At 67.8% G+C, this 17,626-nt stretch carries 16 protein-coding genes and 1 pseudogene; 9 read left to right on the top strand and 8 right to left on the bottom strand.

Going from position 1 to position 17,626, the window contains the following annotated elements:
* Window positions 1–48 precede the first annotated feature (48 nt).
* On the top strand, window positions 49–633 hold the full coding sequence (locus ACWESM_RS34250; protein ID WP_364426450.1) for a TetR/AcrR family transcriptional regulator: 585 nt from the start codon (window positions 49–51) through the stop codon (window positions 631–633).
* On the top strand, window positions 630–1,466 hold the full coding sequence (locus tag ACWESM_RS34245; RefSeq protein WP_397277921.1) for an alpha/beta fold hydrolase: 837 nt from the start codon (window positions 630–632) through the stop codon (window positions 1,464–1,466). Before ACWESM_RS34250 ends, ACWESM_RS34245 begins: the two co-directional genes overlap by 4 nt.
* Window positions 1,467–1,801: 335 nt before the next feature.
* On the opposite strand, the gene ACWESM_RS34240 is transcribed toward ACWESM_RS34245, so the two are convergent.
* The 6 genes and pseudogenes from ACWESM_RS34240 to ACWESM_RS34215 form a co-directional block, all read right to left on the bottom strand.
* Complete coding sequence (locus ACWESM_RS34240) at window positions 1,802–3,232, bottom strand: S8 family peptidase (RefSeq protein WP_364426456.1); 1,431 nt, start codon at window positions 3,230–3,232, stop codon at window positions 1,802–1,804.
* A 44-nt stretch (window positions 3,233–3,276) separates the two neighbouring features.
* Window positions 3,277–3,873, bottom strand: a complete 597-nt coding sequence (locus ACWESM_RS34235) for a DUF308 domain-containing protein (RefSeq protein ID WP_355074023.1) — start codon at window positions 3,871–3,873, stop codon at window positions 3,277–3,279.
* 90 nt (window positions 3,874–3,963) lie between these two features.
* Window positions 3,964–4,596, bottom strand: a complete 633-nt coding sequence (locus tag ACWESM_RS34230) for a maltokinase N-terminal cap-like domain-containing protein (RefSeq protein ID WP_397277927.1) — start codon at window positions 4,594–4,596, stop codon at window positions 3,964–3,966.
* Window positions 4,597–4,713: 117 nt separating this feature from the next.
* Window positions 4,714–5,649 (bottom strand): coiled-coil domain-containing protein, encoded by a 936-nt coding sequence (locus ACWESM_RS34225; protein WP_364426463.1) that lies wholly within the window; start codon window positions 5,647–5,649, stop codon window positions 4,714–4,716.
* 362 nt (window positions 5,650–6,011) lie between these two features.
* On the bottom strand, window positions 6,012–6,365 hold the full coding sequence (locus ACWESM_RS34220; RefSeq protein ID WP_397277931.1) for a phosphotransferase: 354 nt from the start codon (window positions 6,363–6,365) through the stop codon (window positions 6,012–6,014).
* Window positions 6,366–6,757: 392 nt separating this feature from the next.
* Window positions 6,758–7,285 (bottom strand): annotated as a pseudogene (locus tag ACWESM_RS34215) (YbhB/YbcL family Raf kinase inhibitor-like protein); the annotation flags it as partial.
* A gap of 81 nt (window positions 7,286–7,366) precedes the next feature.
* Here ACWESM_RS34215 and ACWESM_RS34210 point away from each other — a divergent pair.
* The 3 genes from ACWESM_RS34210 (at window position 7,367) to ACWESM_RS34200 (ending at window position 10,405) form a co-directional block, all read left to right on the top strand.
* The gene (locus tag ACWESM_RS34210) at window positions 7,367–8,041 is read left to right on the top strand and encodes a GntR family transcriptional regulator (protein WP_452495300.1); all 675 of its coding nucleotides are present in this window, start codon (window positions 7,367–7,369) and stop codon (window positions 8,039–8,041) included.
* A gap of 221 nt (window positions 8,042–8,262) precedes the next feature.
* Window positions 8,263–9,453, top strand: a complete 1,191-nt coding sequence (locus tag ACWESM_RS34205) for an NAD(P)/FAD-dependent oxidoreductase (protein WP_452495298.1) — start codon at window positions 8,263–8,265, stop codon at window positions 9,451–9,453.
* Between the two features lie 10 nt (window positions 9,454–9,463).
* Entirely contained in the window at window positions 9,464–10,405 is a 942-nt protein-coding gene (locus ACWESM_RS34200) for a sigma-70 family RNA polymerase sigma factor (protein WP_452495296.1), read from the top strand.
* A 166-nt stretch (window positions 10,406–10,571) separates the two neighbouring features.
* Here ACWESM_RS34200 and ACWESM_RS34195 read toward each other — a convergent pair whose 3' ends face one another.
* Window positions 10,572–11,855 (bottom strand): NADH:flavin oxidoreductase/NADH oxidase family protein, encoded by a 1,284-nt coding sequence (locus ACWESM_RS34195; RefSeq protein WP_397277939.1) that lies wholly within the window; start codon window positions 11,853–11,855, stop codon window positions 10,572–10,574.
* A gap of 61 nt (window positions 11,856–11,916) precedes the next feature.
* Between ACWESM_RS34195 and ACWESM_RS34190 the strand changes: the two genes are divergently transcribed.
* Complete coding sequence (locus ACWESM_RS34190; RefSeq protein ID WP_355074034.1) at window positions 11,917–12,498, top strand: TetR/AcrR family transcriptional regulator; 582 nt, start codon at window positions 11,917–11,919, stop codon at window positions 12,496–12,498.
* Window positions 12,499–12,612: 114 nt separating this feature from the next.
* Complete coding sequence (locus ACWESM_RS34185; protein ID WP_355074036.1) at window positions 12,613–13,296, top strand: type 1 glutamine amidotransferase domain-containing protein; 684 nt, start codon at window positions 12,613–12,615, stop codon at window positions 13,294–13,296.
* 391 nt (window positions 13,297–13,687) lie between these two features.
* Here ACWESM_RS34185 and ACWESM_RS34180 read toward each other — a convergent pair whose 3' ends face one another.
* The gene (locus ACWESM_RS34180; protein ID WP_452495293.1) at window positions 13,688–15,310 is read right to left on the bottom strand and encodes a carboxylesterase/lipase family protein; all 1,623 of its coding nucleotides are present in this window, start codon (window positions 15,308–15,310) and stop codon (window positions 13,688–13,690) included.
* 357 nt (window positions 15,311–15,667) lie between these two features.
* Between ACWESM_RS34180 and ACWESM_RS34175 the strand changes: the two genes are divergently transcribed.
* Both ACWESM_RS34175 and ACWESM_RS34170 read left to right on the top strand, forming a co-directional pair.
* A complete protein-coding gene (locus tag ACWESM_RS34175) occupies window positions 15,668–15,913 on the top strand; it encodes a hypothetical protein (protein WP_452495291.1) in 246 nt (81 codons plus the stop codon).
* Between the two features lie 256 nt (window positions 15,914–16,169).
* Complete coding sequence (locus ACWESM_RS34170) at window positions 16,170–17,375, top strand: site-specific integrase (protein ID WP_355074040.1); 1,206 nt, start codon at window positions 16,170–16,172, stop codon at window positions 17,373–17,375.
* Window positions 17,376–17,626 lie beyond the last annotated feature (251 nt).

Here is a 17,626-nt window from a genome sequence, read left to right as displayed (position 1 = left end):
AGGGTTCTAGGATAGAAACTAGGAATCCAAGAGCGAGGAGGTGTGCACATGATGGCCCGAGCGGGACTGACCGCGGATCGGATCACGCGGGCCGCGGCCGATCTCGCCGACGAAATCGGCTTGGAGAACGTCACCATGTCGGCGGTGGCCAAGAAGTTCGGCGTCCAGGACGCCAGCCTGTACTCGCACGTGAAGAATCTGCGAGACCTCCGCGCGCGGGTGTCCGTTCTGGCGGCTACGGAGAAGACCGAACTGATCGCGTCCGCCGTGGCCGGTCGCGCCGGACGTGATGCGCTCGCCGCCTACGCCCACGCCTGGCGGGACTACGCCCTGCGTCACCCCGGCCGCTACGCCGCGACCCAGCTTCCGTTCGATCCCGAAATGACGCCCACCGCGACCGGCGCGCTGCACGCCATCGAGCTGACCTACGGCATGCTGCGCGCCTACGGTCTGGCCGAACCCGACCGGACCGACGCGGTCCGCTTGCTGCGCAGCACCTTCCACGGATACAGCGTTCTGGAGGCGACCGGCGGCTTCGGGCACACGCGCTCGACCGCCGAGTCCTGGGAACGCATCATCGACGCCCTGCACGTCGCCCTGGAGCAGTGGCCGACCGACAAGGAGAAATCATGAGATCCGGCACCCTGCGAGTCCCGGGAGCCACTCTGTACTACGAGGTCAGCGGCGCCGGGCCGGTGCTGCTGTTGCTGCCGGGCAGCGGAGGCGACGCGGCGGTGTTCGATCCCATCCTCGAGCCACTCGCACAACACTTCACCGTGGTCACCATCGACCCGCGCGGCTACTCGCGCAGTGTGCTCGACCCCGGCCCACCGGCCGACATCGAGGTCGAGGTGCAGAGCGAGGACGCCCACTTGCTCCTCGAGCACCTCACCCCCGAGGACGAGGACGCTTACGTGTTCGGCGGCAGCGGCGGGGCGGTGGTCGCGCTCGACCTGCTCGCCCGGCATCCCGAGCGGTTGCGTCTGGTTATCGCGCACGAGCCGCCCTCCTTCGGGGTGCTGCCCGATGCCGCCGAGCACAAAGCGTTCGTCGACGAGGTGTACGAACTGTTCGTCACCGACGGTCTCGCCGCCGCGGGCGCCCGCTTCCTCGAAGGCATCGGCGGAGGTGTGCGGATGCCCGATCCCGCCGAACTCTCCCCGCGCGCCGCGGCGATGATCGAACGCCTGCACGCCAACGCGCCGCGCAACATGGCGCACGAGTTGCGCACGATCACCTCCCATCTCCCCGACGTCGCGGCCTTGGCGCCGGTCAGCGACCGCCTTGTGCTCGGGGCAGGACGAGAGAGCAAGGGCAAGCTCCCCCACCGTCCCGCGGAAGCGCTCGCCGAGCAGCTGAACATTCCGCTCACCGAATTCCCGGGCGGGCACAGCGGATTCACCGACGCACCTGCCGAATTCGCCGATCTGCTGCTCGACTTGCTGCTCGCCGCGCGCGTGGACTGATCAGTGCGGTGCGACCGACCGATTGCGGCTATGCGCGGAGAACCGGCAGCGGGTAAGACGGGCTGTCCACCTCGCCGCCGCTCGGCTTTCCGCTGGTGCTGATGGACGTCACCCGCGTGACGGCGGAGGCGGCCACGCCCGTCGGCCAGTTCGGTCAACGCGGCGGTTCGAACCTTCCTCGCGGACCTGCCGATTCGGCGGCGGAGACCAGCAGGCGATGAGTCGCCGCTCGACTCGGTCCGGATTCCATTTCCATCAACTATCTTATGAGTGGATTGCGGCCTATGGAATCGGTCGGCTGCACGCATCGAGTCGAGTATCCCGACCCCGGCGGCCTACCGGGGCAGGATCATCGATTTCAGATCCGGCAGGTTGCCGATGCGCTGGGATGCGGGCCGATCAGCGGCATCGGTTTGCGGTGATCCGGTTTCCCGCAGCCGGGCGCGCACTTCCGCAGGGGTCTTGCGTCCGGCCGCCGCCGCACTCATGCCCTGATAGCTGGTGACCGCGCCGACCACGATCGGGGACGCGCTCGAGGTTCCGCTGAACACGTCCGTGTACCAGAGGTCCTCGTCCGGACCGCCTTGCAGGTCACCGTACCCGGTCGTGGTGACTTCCAGGCCCCAGCCCTGCACGTCGACCCGCTTTCCGTAGTTGGAGAACGGCAAGCGGGAGCGGGCCGTGCCGTTGTCGCGGCCATGGAAGCCGGGTGGCGGTGCGCCGGCTCCGACGATGATCGCACCGGAGTCGGCTTCGCCGCCGCGAAAGGGATTGCGCCACGTGCTCGGGAACTCCGCGGGGCGGGAGTCGTAGATCGCGGCGTCGAGGTCTTCGCCGCCATTGCCTCCCGCCTCCACCACGACAACGCCTTTACCGACCGCGTAGTTGATCGCCGCGAAGTCGTCGGGCCACCATTCGATCGCGATATAGCCGCGCTGATCCGGCCGGTTGGCGTAGGCGAAACGCGGGCCAGGCCGATGTAGTTCGAGCAGCATCACATCGCCGGGGTTGAGCACGTCCGCCGCCGAGCGGATCGCGGACGCCGATCCGGACCCGAAGATCGACACCGCGCGGATGTACGCTTCGGGCACGATCCCGGTGATGCCGTAGGCATTCACGTCACCGCTGATCACTCCGGCGACCGCCGTGCCGTGGTCGCGCCAACCCTGCTCCGGTGACGGGGTGCCTCCGATCACCCCACCCTGGTTGACCTGCAAGTCCTCATGGGTGAACCGCCACGCGCCCTCGACATCCACCACTCGCACACCGGTCCCGCGGCCCCCCGGCACCGTCCACGCCCACCGAGCGTCGATCCCCTGCGGGGCGGCATCCAGATATCCTTGCCGCACCGCGAAATCCGGCGTGACCGGCGGGGCCTCGGCGGCGGAACGGCCGGTGATCGCTCGCGCGCCTTCCGGCGCTATCGGCGGCTCGGCGGGCGGTTTCACATATGCCGCCGCGATGTCGTCCGCGGTCCGCAACCGCTCGGCCAGTTCGTCGAGTCGGCCGGTGACACCGCGGACGTAGAAGTAGTTGAGATACTCCGCTCCGGTCTCCAGGCGTGAGGTGCCGGCGAGCCTGCGCTCCAAGCGGTTCGCCGGTCCGAAGATGCGCACCAGTTCGCTCCCGGCCGGAAGTAGTTCCGTCAGACGAGCTTGCGCGCTGTGACTGTCGCTCAGAGCGATCGGCGTGATCGCGGTACCGGCGCCATGGGTGACCACGATGAGTTCCGCGGGCGACCGGAGCTCGGATTGCTGGGATGCCATGGCGCCCAGTCAACCTGGATAGCATCCTGCTCGCCACCTCGAGATCAGCCATCCAAGCGCAAGGTCGGCACCATCCCCGGCAGCGCGACCGTGTCGCGGCGGGAGCCCACGGAGAACAAGGCCTCCAGCGTCCCGATCGCGATCATGCACGATCCGGCCACCCAGCCGAGCGTGTCCGGTGACTCGAACGACACCGAACCGACCAGTAGACCGAGTGCCAGCGTGATCAGCCCGAACAACTCCTGCCGTCCGCGCCCGGGCAGATCATCGACCCAGACCGCCACGGTGGCGTGACAGATCCCGCGGATCGCCCACGCCAATCCGATCCAGAACGACAGCAGCGGAGCCGAATTCCCGCCCGCGAAGCAGAGCACCGCGAGTAGGGCCGACAGCGCCCCACTGACCAGCACCAGCATCCGCAGCGGGGTCACGAAGCGGGCACCGAGCGCCACGACCAGTTGTAGGGCGCTGTTGAGCAATAGGTAGCCGCCGGACAGCAGTTCCGCTGTCGGCAGCGATTTGTGCGGCCACACCGCTAGGGCCACACCCATGATCATCGAGCAGGCACCGGCCACCAGTACCGTCTGCCGGGCTGCCCCGGCCAGTGGTTCCGTACGCCCTTCGACTCCGTTTTCGGGCATAGCTACATGATATGACCAGAGCCGCGGTTAGCGGCTCGTTTGCCCTATCCCGATCCTCGTCGTGCGCGCGGGCACACCGCTCCGTTCGAATTACGCAGTCAGGCTGATGAATACGCCGGTGGCAATGGTGTCGTCGAGCCGCCACCACGCGTCGACCCGACCGGCAACCGCCGACTCCACAGGCGAGACCGGCACTTGCAGAAGGCGATGGATACGAAGGATCCGATCGCCCACCGGGATGTCGGTGTAGAACAATCCATCCCGAGCTGGACCGAAACCTCCTGCGAGAGAGAGCGTATCCGCGACGTGTACCGTGACCGAGGGGTCCGGCGTGTCGCTCTCGCTTTGGGCCTGAGGCCGCGCGTTCCCGATGAGCGCGGAGACGATCTGGGCCACCGCGACCGGGTCACGGGTGGCGTCGTACACCCACCGGGTGCCGAGGACACCGTGTTCGGAAATGCCCACAAGCGCCTCGGCGGCGTCCGGCAGCGGTGCGCCCCGGTAGGTCAGCGGCACGTGATAGGTGTGCGGCTGCGCGCCGGAGTGATCGGTGATCACCACGAATTCGATCCCGACTTCCCCGTCCGGGTCATCGAGCCGGAAACCACCGGCTTTGTGCAGATCCGCTGGTTTTTCACCGCGGTACCACGCGCGGCCGGGCAGCCACGAGGTCAGCAGTTCCATCTTCGTGGGAACCATGGTGGTCCGATGGATGACGGCCATGCTCGACTCCTCCTCCACGTCGCACACGTCGCACACCGAGATGCACCGAGATGCACCGAGATGCACCGAGATGCACCGAGATGCACCGAGAGCCTAGTACGGAAGCCCTGCGCCCGCTCAGGCGTCGTCGCGCCGGTCGGGCTCGGTAGCGGGTGATTTGCGGCGAGCTTCGGCGAGGAGTTCGTCGAGCTGGGCTTCTGCGCGTTCGGCGCGCGCGAGGGTCTGCACGCGAGCTTCGTCCAGCGCTTCGAGCCGCTGAGCGGCTTCCGCGCGCGCCTTGTCGACAGTCGCGGCGGCCTCTGCGCGGACGGCGGCCAGTTCGGCGGCCGCGGCGCGACGGGTTTCGGCGAGTTCGGCGCGGGTGGTGTCGAGTTCGGCGCGTACTCGGCGCCATTCGGCTCGCGCTTCGTCGGCGGCTTCGGCGCGCTCCGCGGCGGCGCGCTCGGCTCGTTCGGCCGCTCGTTCGGCGTCCGCCGCGCGCTGCACGGCGAGATCGCGCTCGGAATGGGCGGCCGCGACCAGGGCTTCCGCCTCACGCCGGGCGTGTGCGATGTCGGTCTCCGCGCGACGCTCGCCGCGCTCGACTTGTTCGGCGGCTTGCTTTTCGATGCGTTCGATCTGTTCGGCGGACTCGCGGCGCACGGTGCGGACTTCGGCTTCCGCTGCGCTGCGTGCGGCGAACACGTCATCGGCCGCCTGCTTGGTGACGCGTTCGACCTCACGCAGCGCGTCGTCGCGGGCCGAATTCGCCTCGGCGACCAGCCCTTCGGCGTGTTCGGCGGCGCCGGCCGCGTCGTCGGCGGCGGATTCGGCGAGCTCCCTCGCCTCCTGCGCCTCCCGCCGCGCCTGCTCGGCCACTACCGCCGCGCCTTCCGCCTCGGCGATCCGCCGCGCCGCGTCCACCTGAACCGCCTGCACCTGGGCTTCCGCGACCGCCGGGTCGGCCAGCGTGGACAACTCCGCGACCGCGGCGTTCAGCGTGGTGTTCAACTGCTCGGCGAGTCCCCGGAATTGGGTGAGCAGTTCATCGGCCCGCAATCGCGCAACGGTCACCGGCCCCGGCTGCGTCACAGTGACAGCAGTGGCCGCAGTCTCGGCCTCCTGCTGTTGCCGTTGCCGCTCGCGCCACGCACGCCAGCGCGTGTGGTCGGGCCGGTCGCAGTACTCCGAGGGACGACCGGGTCCTGCTCCGCTCGGAATCGGGCGCGTACAGCCCGGATAGTTGCACACCTTCGACACGGCCAGATCGTAGCGTTCGATTCTGCGCAACCTCGCTTCCCCACCGAGGACGTATCACGCACTTCAGGCAGTGCGGCGGCCGTCCTGGCTCAGTAAATACGAGGTCAACGACCAGCGTGAGCTGACCAGCGACCCTATCCGCCGCGCGGCCGAAAGGATTGGAGGCGCTCACGCGCTCACGTCACGTTTCGGCACCGGCTGGCCGCAGTAGCGGAGTAGGCATCGAAGAACGGCGTGGACTTGCCCACCGGCAGAATCAGCCATGCAGCAGCCAGATCCGTCGCCGGATCGCCAGCGCCCAGCGCGCCGAAATCGAGCACGCCGGAGAGCATGCCTTCGCGGACAACGACTTCCAGTTCTGCGCCGGATGTTTGCCCTGCCGCGGTCGAGGACGGTGCCCCACACCGGCCGGGTCTGGCGGTCCCGGTGGTCAGAGGCCGGCTCGGCGGCGGACGGTGCGCTCGAGGATCCCGAGGGTGGCTTTGAGGGAGGACCGGGGAACCACCGGGAAGCTGAGCCGCTGCTTCCACTTCTCATCGATCTGTGACCAGTCGCAATACGACGTGACGAGGGTGCCGCCCTCGGCCGGTGCCAGCCGGTAGCCGTAGATGTGGCCGAATCGGCGGCCACCGGTTTCGACTGTCCAGGCGATCTCCTCGTCCGGAACGAGCCTGGTGATGACGACCTCGACCTCGTACCTGCCCAGGGGGACGTCCCCGAGGGCCTCGCGATCCATGTGGACCAGGAATCGGTCGCCGGGACGCTCGACCGGCTTCCCTTCGGCGTCGATCAGCATTCCCGATGCGTCGATGTCCACGTGCCCTTTCGGGTCGGTCAGCACCGCGAAGACGGCATCGGGGGATGCGGGGATGAGCCGGGAGACCTCGACCCGTTCGGCGTCTGCCGGTTTCCCTTCGGCAGGCGGCGTTTCCGCAGTGGCGATGAGAACCGCCCTGCCGAGGATGTGCGAGGTCATGGCGAAGCCGAGCAGGGCCGGGGTGGAATCGACCGGCACGCCGATGGATTCGACGTCGAGGGCATGCACCACGACCAAATATCGGTGTGGTCCGTGCCCCGGCGGAGGGGCCACGCCGCTGAACCTGGCCGCGCGGGCGTCGTTGGGCAGTTGGAAGGAGCCGGTCGGCAGAGCCGCCCCCGTGTCGTCGCCGGCGCCCTCGGGCAACTCGGTCACGGTGGCCGGGATGTCGGCGACCGCCCAGTGCCAGAATCCCGACCCGGTCGGAGCGTCGGGGTCGTAGACGGTGACGGCGTAGCTCGCCGTGCCTTCCGGCGCGCCGCTCCAGGACAGCTGCGGGGAGACGTCCTTCCCGCCGGGAACGCCGGAGGAGAACTGCGCGGGCGGCCAAGCGCCGCCGTTGGTGACCGTGGTGCTGGTGACGGTGAAGGAGGCCGCCTCGGGGAGGCGGGCGAAGGGGTCGTTGGCGCTCATCGGTGTCTTCTTTCCGTTCATCTACCGACATCCACAGTACAAAAATAATCGATTATTCTCTAGATGATCTATTATCTGAGTATGCATCGGACATCGCGCACTCCGGACTCACCCAGAAAGAAGATGCTCTCCGAGCAGGTCTACGCGCACCTACGGGGCGCGATCATGCGCGGAGAATACGCTCCCGGTCAGGCCCTCAAGCCGCAGGATCTGGCGAAGAAGATGGACGTGAGCCTTGCCGTCGTCCGCGAGGCGCTGGTGCGGGTGGTCGGCGAGGGCCTCGCCGACCGGCTACCCAACCGCGGCTTCGCCGTTCCCGCCTTCTCCGACCGCCGATGGCAGGAGATCGCGGAGGCCCGCCGGACTATCGAGCCAGTCCTCTTGCGTATGTCCATCGAGCGCGGCGACCTGGACTGGGAGGCTCGCGTGCGAGCCGCCCACCACCGCTTGGCCGGCACTCCGGTGTACCTACTGGGAGACGGCGAACACTACAGCGAGGCATGGTCCGAATCACACCGGCTCTTTCATCGCGCCCTGGTCGAGGGCTGCGGTAACCCAGTCCTACTGGAGACCTTCGACCGGCTGTGGACCGCCAGCGAGCTGACCCGCCGCTGGTCGACCCGCCGCAACCCCGACCGCGACGGCCTCGAAGAACACCGCCGTCTGGAAGAGGCGGCACTGGCCCGTGACGCCGACGCCGCAGCCGACGCATTGGCCCGGCACCTCACCCTGACTGCCGCCGGACTGGAACCGTGATCGGTGAGGCTGGAGTGCCGGACAGGCGCAGCCCGCCCCCGGTGGGGCCGCCGGGGACGCGGACAGCACCAGCAGCTTCCTTCGGCGAACGGATCGCCTTCTCCGCCCGACAGCCGTGAGGTCATGCGAGTTTCGGGAGTGACTCACGTCACTGGTCGATGCTGTCAGGGATTGGGGAGCTGTCTCGTTCAGGGAGCACGCGAACCAGACAGGAGCGAACCATGAAGCACCGCATCGTCGTCCTCGGGGCCGGATACGCCGGAGCCTTCTCCGCCGGATACCTGGCGCGCCAACTCCATTCCGACGACTTCGAGATCACCGTCGTCAACGCCGAACCCGATTTCGTCGAGCGGCTGCGCCTGCATCAGCTCGCCGCCGGGCAGGATCTCCGCCACCGGCCGCTGGCGGAGATGTTCGCGGGTACCGGCATCCAGCTGCGACTGGCGCGGGTAACCGACGTCGACGTCGAGCACCGGAGTGTCACAGTCGCCGACGCCGAGGGCGTCGAGCGGCTCGGATACGACACCCTCCTCTACGCGCTCGGCAGCGCTGCCGCCGACCACGGCGTTCCGGGCGTCCACGAGCACGCCTTCCCCGTGGCCGCGCGGCCGTCCGCGCTGCGCCTGCGTGCACGCCTGGACGAGCTGGGCGGAGACGGGAAGGTGCTGGTAATCGGCGGCAATCTGACCGCGATCGAAACCGCCACCGAGATCGCCGAATCACGCCCAGGCCTTCGGGTCGGCCTGGCCACCAGCGGCGAACTGGGCGGCTGGCTGGGCACGAAGGCTCGCCGTCACCTGCTGCGCGCCTTCGACAGGTTCGATATCACGGTCCACCAGCACACCACCATCGAGCGCGTCGAGGAGGCGGCAGCGGTCGCCGCCGACGGCACCGCTTTCGCCTCCGACGCGACCGTGTGGGCCGCAGGCTTCGCCGTCCACCCGATCGCCGCCGCCAGCGGCCTCGAGGTGGTGGCCAACGGCCAGATCACGGTCGACCGTCAGATGCGGTCGGTCTCCCACCCGGACGTCTACGTCGCCGGTGACAGCGTCTTCGTCATCGGTGACAACGGTCGGCCGTTGCCGATGTCCTGCGCTTCCGCGGGATTCACCAGCATGCAGGCGACCGCCGCGATCATCGGGGACCGGACCGGGCGCAAGGTCTCGACGACCTCGCTGGCGTATGTCGGCAACCACATCAGTCTCGGCCGCAAGGATGGGATCTTCCAGCTGGTCGACGGTGACGCACGTGCGAAGTCGTGGGCCCTGTGCGGCGGGACGGCCGCGCGCGTCAAGTCGGCGATCCTTCGGACTGCCGCCTGGAGCGTGAGCCACCCGACCTTCGGAAAGCCGAGTCGCCACTATCGCTCGGCCACCACCGCAGAGCACTCGCCCCACGTGGTCGCCGCATAGGGTCGTGCTCATGGACACTGCCACCGTGGCGCGTTTCGAGGCCAGCCGCAGTCGGCTGGCCTCCCTCGCCTACCGTCTGCTCGGCTCGGCCGCCGATGCCGAGGACACGGTGCAGGACGCGTTCCTGCGGTGGCAGGCCGCCGACCAGGAGTACGTCGATGTGCCCGAGGCATGGCTGACCAAGATCGTCACCAATCTGGCGCTCGACCGGCTCCGTTCGGCGAAGGTGCGCCGCGAACGCGCGGTCGGCGCCTGGATGCCCGAACCGCTCCTCGACGGTGACCCGATGCTGGGTCCGGCCGACACCGTCGAGCAGCGCGAATCGGTGACCCTGGCGGTGCTGACGCTCATGGAGCGTCTGTCGCCGATCGAACGGGCCGTCTACGTGCTACGCGAGGCCTTCGCCTACAGCCACGCCGAGATCGCCGAGATTCTCGGCATCACCGAGGCCGGCAGTCAGCAACACACCCACCGAGCCCGGCGCCGAATCGCCGCCGCGGGCAACGGCACCGACGTCGACCGAGCCGCGGCGCGCCGAATCGTCGAGGCGTTCGTCGACGCCGCCTCCTCGGGCCGGACCGAACGGCTGCTGGCGCTGCTGACCGACGACGCGACCGGCATCTCCGACGGCGCCGGGCTGGGGCTGGCCGAGAAGCTGATCCGGTACTCGACCCCGCAGCGGATCGCCGGCGTGGTGCGGGCCGGCTTCAAACCGTCTCCGGCCAAGCGGAGACTCGCCGGCGGCTCGCCCTCGATCCATGCCGCCGTGGTCAACGGCTGCCCGGCCATGCTCGCCAGGCTCGACGACCGCGTCGTGGGTGTCGTGATCCTGGAGATGCGTGACGACAAGATCGCAGGCGTTCGCGCCATCGCCGCGCCGGACCGACTCGGTCGCCTCACCGAAGAATGGCAGCGGCAGGAGCATGCCGCCCCGCTGATCGAATCGTGGTAAGCGGCTGTCCGACACTCGATTTCACGTTCGTCAGTGGCCACTGACGCGTTGGTGGATCTGTTCGAGCTGAGGCGCAAGATCAACACGGGGCGGATCGGCGCGTGGAACAGGATATTGCCGGAGGCATGGGGATGCGATCGATTTGCCGGGAAAGGGGCCGGTGGCCTTACGCGGCACGGTTGTTCAGCCAGGTGCGGTAGCGGCGCAGTGCGCGACGCTGGAGCACGGTCTCGTGGAGGAGAGCGACCTTGGGGTTGATCCCGGGACGCGCGCGCCGTCCGGCGCCGAGGCGGCGAAGCTGTTGTCGCACTCGGGCCATGCTCGCGGCGGACGCGACAGCCTTGTCCTTGATCTCGACGGGTGCGAGTTCGACCTTGGCGTCAGCGTCCCGGCGCCACCGGTTCGGCAGGTCAGGGTCGACGGCCAGCGCGCTGCCCATGCCGACGAGATCGATGCCGCCGGCCAGGACCTCCTCGGCCACCGGTCGCCGGAGGACACCTCCGGTCAGCATCAGTGGCAGCGGGCTGGTTGCCGCGAGTTCTTCGGCGAGAGAGAGGAAGTAGGCCTCGCGGGCTCGGGTCCGCTGGTCACTGGCTTGGCCGGTCATGGCAGGGGCCTCGTAGCTGCCCCCGGAGAGCTCGACGAGGTCGACGCCGAGCGGGGCCAGCATCGCGAGCACGGTCGCGGCGTCGTCAGCATCGAAGCCGCCGCGCTGGAAGTCGGCGGAGTTGAGTTTGACCGCGACGGCGAAGCCGGAAGCGACCGCGGCCCGCACCGCACGCACGATATCGAGCAGCAGCCGGGCCCGATTCTCCAGGCTGCCGCCCCACTGGTCCGCGCGCCGGTTGGTCAGCGGCGAGAGAAACTGCGACAGCAGATAGCCGTGGGCGGCATGGATTTCCACACCGTCGAACCCGGCCGCCTCGGCCCGACGCGCCGTCTCGGCGAAGCGCTGCACGGTTTCCTCGATCTGCCGCGGGGTCATCTCGACCGGGTCGGCGAATCGCTTGCTGTTCTTGCCGACATCGACACGGATCGCCGACGGCGCCCAGGCGACGCCGGGCATGTCCGCGCGCACCTGCCGGCCGGGATGGTTGATCTGCATCCACACCCGCGCGCCGCCGCTCTTCGCGGCGACGGCCCACCGACGGAACGGTTCCAGCGGCGACTCCGCGTCCAGGACGACTCCGCCCGGCCCGGTGAGCGCCTCGGCGTGGACCATGACATTGCCGGTGATGATCAGTCCGACCCCGCCTCGACTCCAACGTCGATAGAGCCGGAACAGGGACTCGTCGGGGAGTTGACCGGATGCGGCCATGTTCTCCTCCATAGCGGCCTTGGCCAGCCGGTTGGCGACCACGGAGCCGTTCGGGAGGGTGAACGGCGCGAAGACCGGTGAAGTCCGCTCCGCGCCGCCTGACCTCGCAGGGATGGGGGCTGTTGATGGCATCGCCGCTCCTGAATGCGGTAAGTTTACATTGCTAACATGAGCCTAGAAAGGGATGTAAGCGATGTCAACTTCGGCGAAAAGGAGTGGCTACCATCACGGCAACCTCAGGGCGTCGCTACTGACGGCGGCGATGCACCTACTCGAAGTCGGCGAACCGTTCTCGCTGCGTGCCATCGCTCGCGAGGCAGGCGTGTCGCCGACCGCGCCCTATCGACACTTCGCCGACCGCGACGCCCTGGAGTCCGCCCTGGCCGTGCAGGGCTTACGTGACCTGAAGGCGGACCTGAGCGACGGACGCGAGCTCCCGACATCGGCGGCGGGGCTCGGCGAGCTGGCGGTCGCCTATGTCGAGTTCGCCCTGCGCCGACCGGCGTTGTTTCGCCTGATGTTCGGCAACGCCTGCGACGAGGGCAACGAGGAGCGGGTCCAGGCGGCAGCGGAAATCCACGATCTCGTACAACTCGCGATGAAGCAGGTCTTCCCGGACGGCGACCCCCAGGCGCTGGCCTCGGCATGGTGGGCGCTGGCCCATGGCATGGCATACCTACACCTGGACGGCAAGCTCCCGGCGGAGTCGAGCCACGAAGTGGCCGATCGAGTGCGCGCCGCGTTCGCCGCGATCCTTTCCGCGCGCACACAGTAGGCCGGCGCCGCCCAGAGTGTGCCCACTCACACCGACACGGGTGTTGACAGTGCTCACATCCCGCCCTAGCCTCGCTAATGTACGCAATGTAAACATTCAGGAGGATGACCAACCATGAGCAAACGCATCTTGAACGTCGTCACCAACGTCGGCCACTACGACGACCCGTCCCACCCGACCGGTTTGTGGTTGTCCGAGCTCACCCACGCCTGGCAGGTCTTCGAAGAGCACGGATTCGAGCAGACCATCATCAGCCCGGCGGGCGGCCCCGCTCCCCTGGAACCGCGGTCACTGAAGTTCCCCAACTACGACAAGACCGCGAAAGCCTGGCGTGCCGATCCGGCACGGATGGCGCTGCTGGAGAACACCGTCAGCCCCGACCAGATCGACTCGGCCGACTACGACGCCATCTATTTCACCGGCGGGCATGCGGTGATGTACGACTTCCCCGACAGCGAGGGCCTGCAGCGCATCACCCGGGAGATCTACGAGCGCGGCGGCATCGTCTCCTCGGTCTGCCACGGCTACTGCGGCCTGCTCAACACCAAGCTCTCCGACGGGTCCCACCTTGTCGCCGGTCGCAGGGTGACCGGGTTTGCCTGGCAGGAGGAAGTCCTCATCCGCGTAGACAAGCTCGTGCCCTACAACGCCGAGGACGAGATGAAAAAGCGCGGCGCCCGCTACGAGAAAGGCAAGCTGCCGTTCCTGTCCTACGCCGTGGTCGACGGCAACCTCGTGACCGGCCAGAACCCCGGATCAGCCAAGGAGACGGCGAAGAAGGTCGCCGCCCTGCTGTGACACCTCCGCACCGGCGTCCGACCCGAAGTGGATGGCCCACGCGCCGCCGAGCCGGGCGGACATCTACCGCTGCCCCGCCTGCCGTACGAACGATTGTTCCTCGGCCCGTGACAAGCAGGTGTAGTCCACCGCTGGATACAGGGCTTCACGCATGACAGCGTCGGGGTGACCCACGGCTGCGGTTCGATGCAGCTCTGCTGGACGGTTGCGCTGCCCCTGAAACGACGGGATCGACCGGATCGGCGCCACCCGCTCGGACGCCACCGCCGTGGCGTCCGGCAGAAGCGACGGACCTCTCCAACCTCTGGATCGACGAAGCCGACTTCGAACCCTCGAACTGGCTCCGCCGCTACCCCGCTTGGCACCAGGTGCAGACCATGCCCCTGACTGGTCACCGACCACCTCCCGCTCCGACGCTTTGGCATAGGTCCAGGGAGTCGAACCGGTGTGTATGCCAGATAAGGCGTGAGCGTTCCTCGGGATAAGGCTCGGTAGTCGGCTGGGCGCTGTAGACACGAGTGGATCGGCTTCCCGGATCGTAGGACGCCCAGCCAGGGTTTCCGGTGGTCGCGAAACGCACCCAGTCGCTGCGCATTTGATAGGAGACCTCCAGGACCTCATTCGCGGCGTTCGGGTGGGCCAAGGGGTGGCCACGCACCTCATCGGCGCTGAGCGTGCCGAACACAAGCAGCATGTCCAGGCTGTGCGAGGCACCCTGATCCCGGCGGAAGCTCCAGCACAGTTCATAGAGCCACACGGGTCCATGCCCGGCGTGTTGGGCGTCGGCGAGATGCAGGCTCGGCATCCGAAGCAGCCAGTCGGAGTTGACGAGCTCATACAGCTGTTCAGGGGCGGCCTCCGGGTAGGCGGCGCGGTATCCGCCGCTGCTGTCCGAGACGGGCGCGAGACGTTCGAGTGCGGCGGTCGCCTGCTCATCGGTCATCTCTGTGCCGCGCCGGGCGTTGAACAGCGAGTACTCGTCACGGGTGTGTCCAATGAGCAGATCGATACCCCGCGCGGCACCGTTGGCGAGCGCATGCCATGGCGCAGCAGGCAGTACGACGCCATCGACAACCGGTGAGAACGGCGTAGGCGTCAGCGCCGTGGGTCCCCATGATTCGACGAATTCGGGCATCTTCCGAATCACCGCGTCGGTCGCCTCGATCAGCGCACGCGGCGGGATGCCGGCGAGCTCATCGACGGTGGCGCGCACACCGAGTTCCGCGGCGATCGTCGCGGAGATCGCGCCGGCGAGCCGTGGGGAGAAGTACGTGCCCGGCAGGCTCTGCGATATCGCACGACGAAACAGCCCCGCTGCCATGGGCATAGCGAGCAGCGCCGCGACCGAACCAGCTCCTGCGGACTGGCCGAACACAGTGACGTTGTCGGGATCGCCGCCGAACGCGGCGATATTGTCCTGTACCCACCGCAAGGCTGCGATCTGGTCGAGAATGCCGCGGTTGTCCGGGGCTCCGGCGATGTGGGCGAAACCTTCCACGCCCACTCGATAGTTCATGCTGACCATCACCACACCGCACGCGGCGACAGTCGCACCGTCCTGGTGCGGGTTGCTGGCGGCGCCCTCGAGGTATCGGCCCCCATGGATCCACACCATCACCGGCAGCCGGGCGGTACCGAGCTCGGGTGACCAGACGTTGAGCGTCAAACAGTCCGCGGAATCATCATCGGCGCTGCCGGACACCGACGACATCACCGAACCTCGATGGCTCGCTTGGGGAACCGGTGGACCGAACTCCAGCGCGTCGCGGACACCATCCCACCGCTGTACTGCAACGGGAGCCGCGAACCGACGCGCGCCGAATGGTGACTCGGCGAAGGGGATGCCCCGGAAGATCGCGACTGCGTTCTCCCACCTGCCGCGCACAACCCCCGCAGTCGTTCGGATCTCTGGTTCGAAACTCCCCCAACCTTCGACGCGCACATCAGAACCCCCGCCAGTCACGCCCACCACCCCGTCCATGCCGTTCGTCGACGCCAGATCGCGGGTGATCATGCCACAGTGGCCGAGAATTTCGAGACATTGGCCAGATACACATTTACGGTCGTCAGATTCACTGATACTTGGCCAGTTTCATCGAGACGGGACCACTCCAGGTCCAGTCGTCTCCGAAATCAGCCCTCCAGTTCTGACCTCCGATAAGTGAACCTTATCGGTGGTCAGGACGACGCTTCATGTCCGGCTACCGTTGCGATAATTACGTTTCGTAGCGTTAGGAGTGACGTAACTAAACCGCCACGAAAAGAGCGAAAAACTGGGTACCCCCTCTGCTGACTTCAAATGTCAGTTCTCATCTGATCTGCCGGGATAGGTGATAACCGAAGTGGCTTGCCTGTCGGGACGGGCCGAAGGATGCCCTCTGCCCAAAGCCGTATCCCCCGCGAGCTTCGTGAGGACGTCGGCCGTGTCGCTCGCAACGCCGAGATGACCCTGGAGCAGATCGCCGCCGATTTCGGGATCCACCCGGTGACGCTGCCGAAATGGATGCGCCAGGCCGACGTCGACGAGGGAACCGAGCCGGTGCCCGGCGGCATCCTGCATACCGATCGCGGATCGCAAGCCCGGCCGATTCCGCAGCCGAAAGTTCGCACGCCCTGACTCTTCACGGCATGACCGGATCGCTGGGCCGCGTCGGCGCGGCCGGTGACAACACCTGATCGAACGGACCTATAACGTCACTGTGACGCATGGTGTTTCCGTGCGCCAACGCGCATCGGACGGCACTAACACAGGCGAATTGTCACTCGACAGACTCCGCAAGTGCCGCCGCTTCGGTGCCGTAGGCTGGCGTTCCTGCGCCGAAAGTCGTGGCGCGAACAAGTCCGTCATCGTTAGGAACGCGGGAGCCCGAACCATGGACGATCGATCCAGTGTGGTCGCGGTTCCGGAGTCGGTGCGCACCGAGTTGCGCCGTGGGGTGCGCAGCGTGCTGGTCGATGCGGCGGCACTGCGGCTGGTGCGTGACCGTTTCGATGACGATCAAGCCGGATCGCTGCGGCGGTATCTCGAAGCGTCGCAGTCGGCGAACACGCTGCGCGCTTATCGAGCCGACTGGGTGGCGTGGTCGGCGTGGTGTGCCACCGAGGGGCGTCAGGCATTGCCTGCCGACGCGCTCGACGTGGCCGTCTATCTCGCGGCGGCGGCCGACGCCCGCCGCGCCGGCGGCGAATGGGCGTTCAGTCCCGCGACTTTGGAACGCAAGTCTGCCGCGATCGCCGCGGTGCACGCGGCCAACGGCCTGCCGTCACCGACTCGATCCGATGTGGTGCGCCTGACGCTGCGCGGCATCCGCCGCACCCGGCGGGCGCAACCCCGCCGCAAACGCCCTGTCCTGCTGCATACTCTCGATCAACTGCTGGGCGGACTACCCGAACCGGGCTGGCCCGCCGAACCCGCCCGGCGCCGGGATTCGCTCGTGCTGCTCGTCGGTTTCGCCGGCGCCCTTCGCCGCAGTGAACTGGCCGGTCTGCGCATCGGGGACGTCGAAGTCGGTCTCGACCACACGACCGGCGAACCGATTCTGTTGATCCGGCTGCCCGCGACGAAGACCGACCCTACCGGCGCGGCCGAACAGCGCGTGGCGCTCCCCCGTGGCCGCCGTCCCGCGACCTGCCCGGTCTGCGCCCTCGCCGACTGGCTACGCCTACGCGAAACACACGCCGCTGCGGGGACTATCGGTGTCCGGTCCTGGCTCGCCGACCTTCCCGCGAGATCGGCCGACATCCACCGTTGCCACGGCTTCACCGGCACCACGCTCACCGACGCGGATCTACCTCTCTTCCCCACCGTCAACCGGCACGGCGCGATCGGCGACCGCGCCATGTCCGGGCGGGCGGTCGCCGAACTTGTCAAGCGTTATGCCGCCAGGGCCGGGCTGGACCCCGACCTGTTCTCCGGACATTCGCTGCGCGCCGGCTTCGCCACACAGGCCGCGCTCGGCGGCGCCAGCGACCGCGAGATCATGCGTCAGGGACGCTGGACCAACCCGCGCACCGTTCACGGCTACATCCGCACCGCCAACCCCCTGGAAGACAACGCGGTGACCAAGCTCGGATTGTGAGCCCGGAATCAGGATGAATCGCATTGAATGCAACACCGCATTCTCGCGATGAAGGCTGCGACGCACGTCGAGAGCAATTGCCACCCTCGCGGGTCACCGCGAAAATCGCGCCCTTGATCACATTTTCCGGCCGTGCACGGGTCCACCTGCCTCGGCTAATCAACAGTCGATGAGTTCCTGACTGGCCCGGCCTCTCTTCCTATGCCTGTTCCGGCCTGGACCTGGGCCATCCCACGCGTCTTTGGCACCGA

The sequence above is a fragment of the Nocardia sp. NPDC003999 genome, from assembly GCF_053604885.1.
The sequence above is the reverse complement of the archived record's forward strand: the minus strand, read 5'-3'. Positions and strand labels throughout refer to the sequence as shown.

Bases quoted from the DNA above. Each gene is read 5' to 3' on its own strand.
- ACWESM_RS34210 (WP_452495300.1), top strand. From the start codon at position 7,367: ATGCATCGGACATCGCGCACTCCGGACTCACCCAGAAAGAAGATGCTC.
- ACWESM_RS34240 (WP_364426456.1), bottom strand. From the start codon at position 3,232: ATGGCATCCCAGCAATCCGAGCTCCGGTCGCCCGCGGAACTCATCGTG.
- ACWESM_RS34185 (WP_355074036.1), top strand. From the start codon at position 12,613: ATGAGCAAACGCATCTTGAACGTCGTCACCAACGTCGGCCACTACGAC.
- ACWESM_RS34250 (WP_364426450.1), top strand. From the start codon at position 49: ATGATGGCCCGAGCGGGACTGACCGCGGATCGGATCACGCGGGCCGCG.
- ACWESM_RS34195 (WP_397277939.1), bottom strand. From the start codon at position 11,855: ATGCCATCAACAGCCCCCATCCCTGCGAGGTCAGGCGGCGCGGAGCGG.
- ACWESM_RS34190 (WP_355074034.1), top strand. From the start codon at position 11,917: ATGTCAACTTCGGCGAAAAGGAGTGGCTACCATCACGGCAACCTCAGG.
- ACWESM_RS34175 (WP_452495291.1), top strand. From the start codon at position 15,668: ATGCCCTCTGCCCAAAGCCGTATCCCCCGCGAGCTTCGTGAGGACGTC.
- ACWESM_RS34230 (WP_397277927.1), bottom strand. From the start codon at position 4,596: ATGGCCGTCATCCATCGGACCACCATGGTTCCCACGAAGATGGAACTG.
- ACWESM_RS34200 (WP_452495296.1), top strand. From the start codon at position 9,464: ATGGACACTGCCACCGTGGCGCGTTTCGAGGCCAGCCGCAGTCGGCTG.
- ACWESM_RS34205 (WP_452495298.1), top strand. From the start codon at position 8,263: ATGAAGCACCGCATCGTCGTCCTCGGGGCCGGATACGCCGGAGCCTTC.
- ACWESM_RS34245 (WP_397277921.1), top strand. From the start codon at position 630: ATGAGATCCGGCACCCTGCGAGTCCCGGGAGCCACTCTGTACTACGAG.
- ACWESM_RS34235 (WP_355074023.1), bottom strand. From the start codon at position 3,873: ATGCCCGAAAACGGAGTCGAAGGGCGTACGGAACCACTGGCCGGGGCA.
- ACWESM_RS34170 (WP_355074040.1), top strand. From the start codon at position 16,170: ATGGACGATCGATCCAGTGTGGTCGCGGTTCCGGAGTCGGTGCGCACC.
- ACWESM_RS34180 (WP_452495293.1), bottom strand. From the start codon at position 15,310: ATGATCACCCGCGATCTGGCGTCGACGAACGGCATGGACGGGGTGGTG.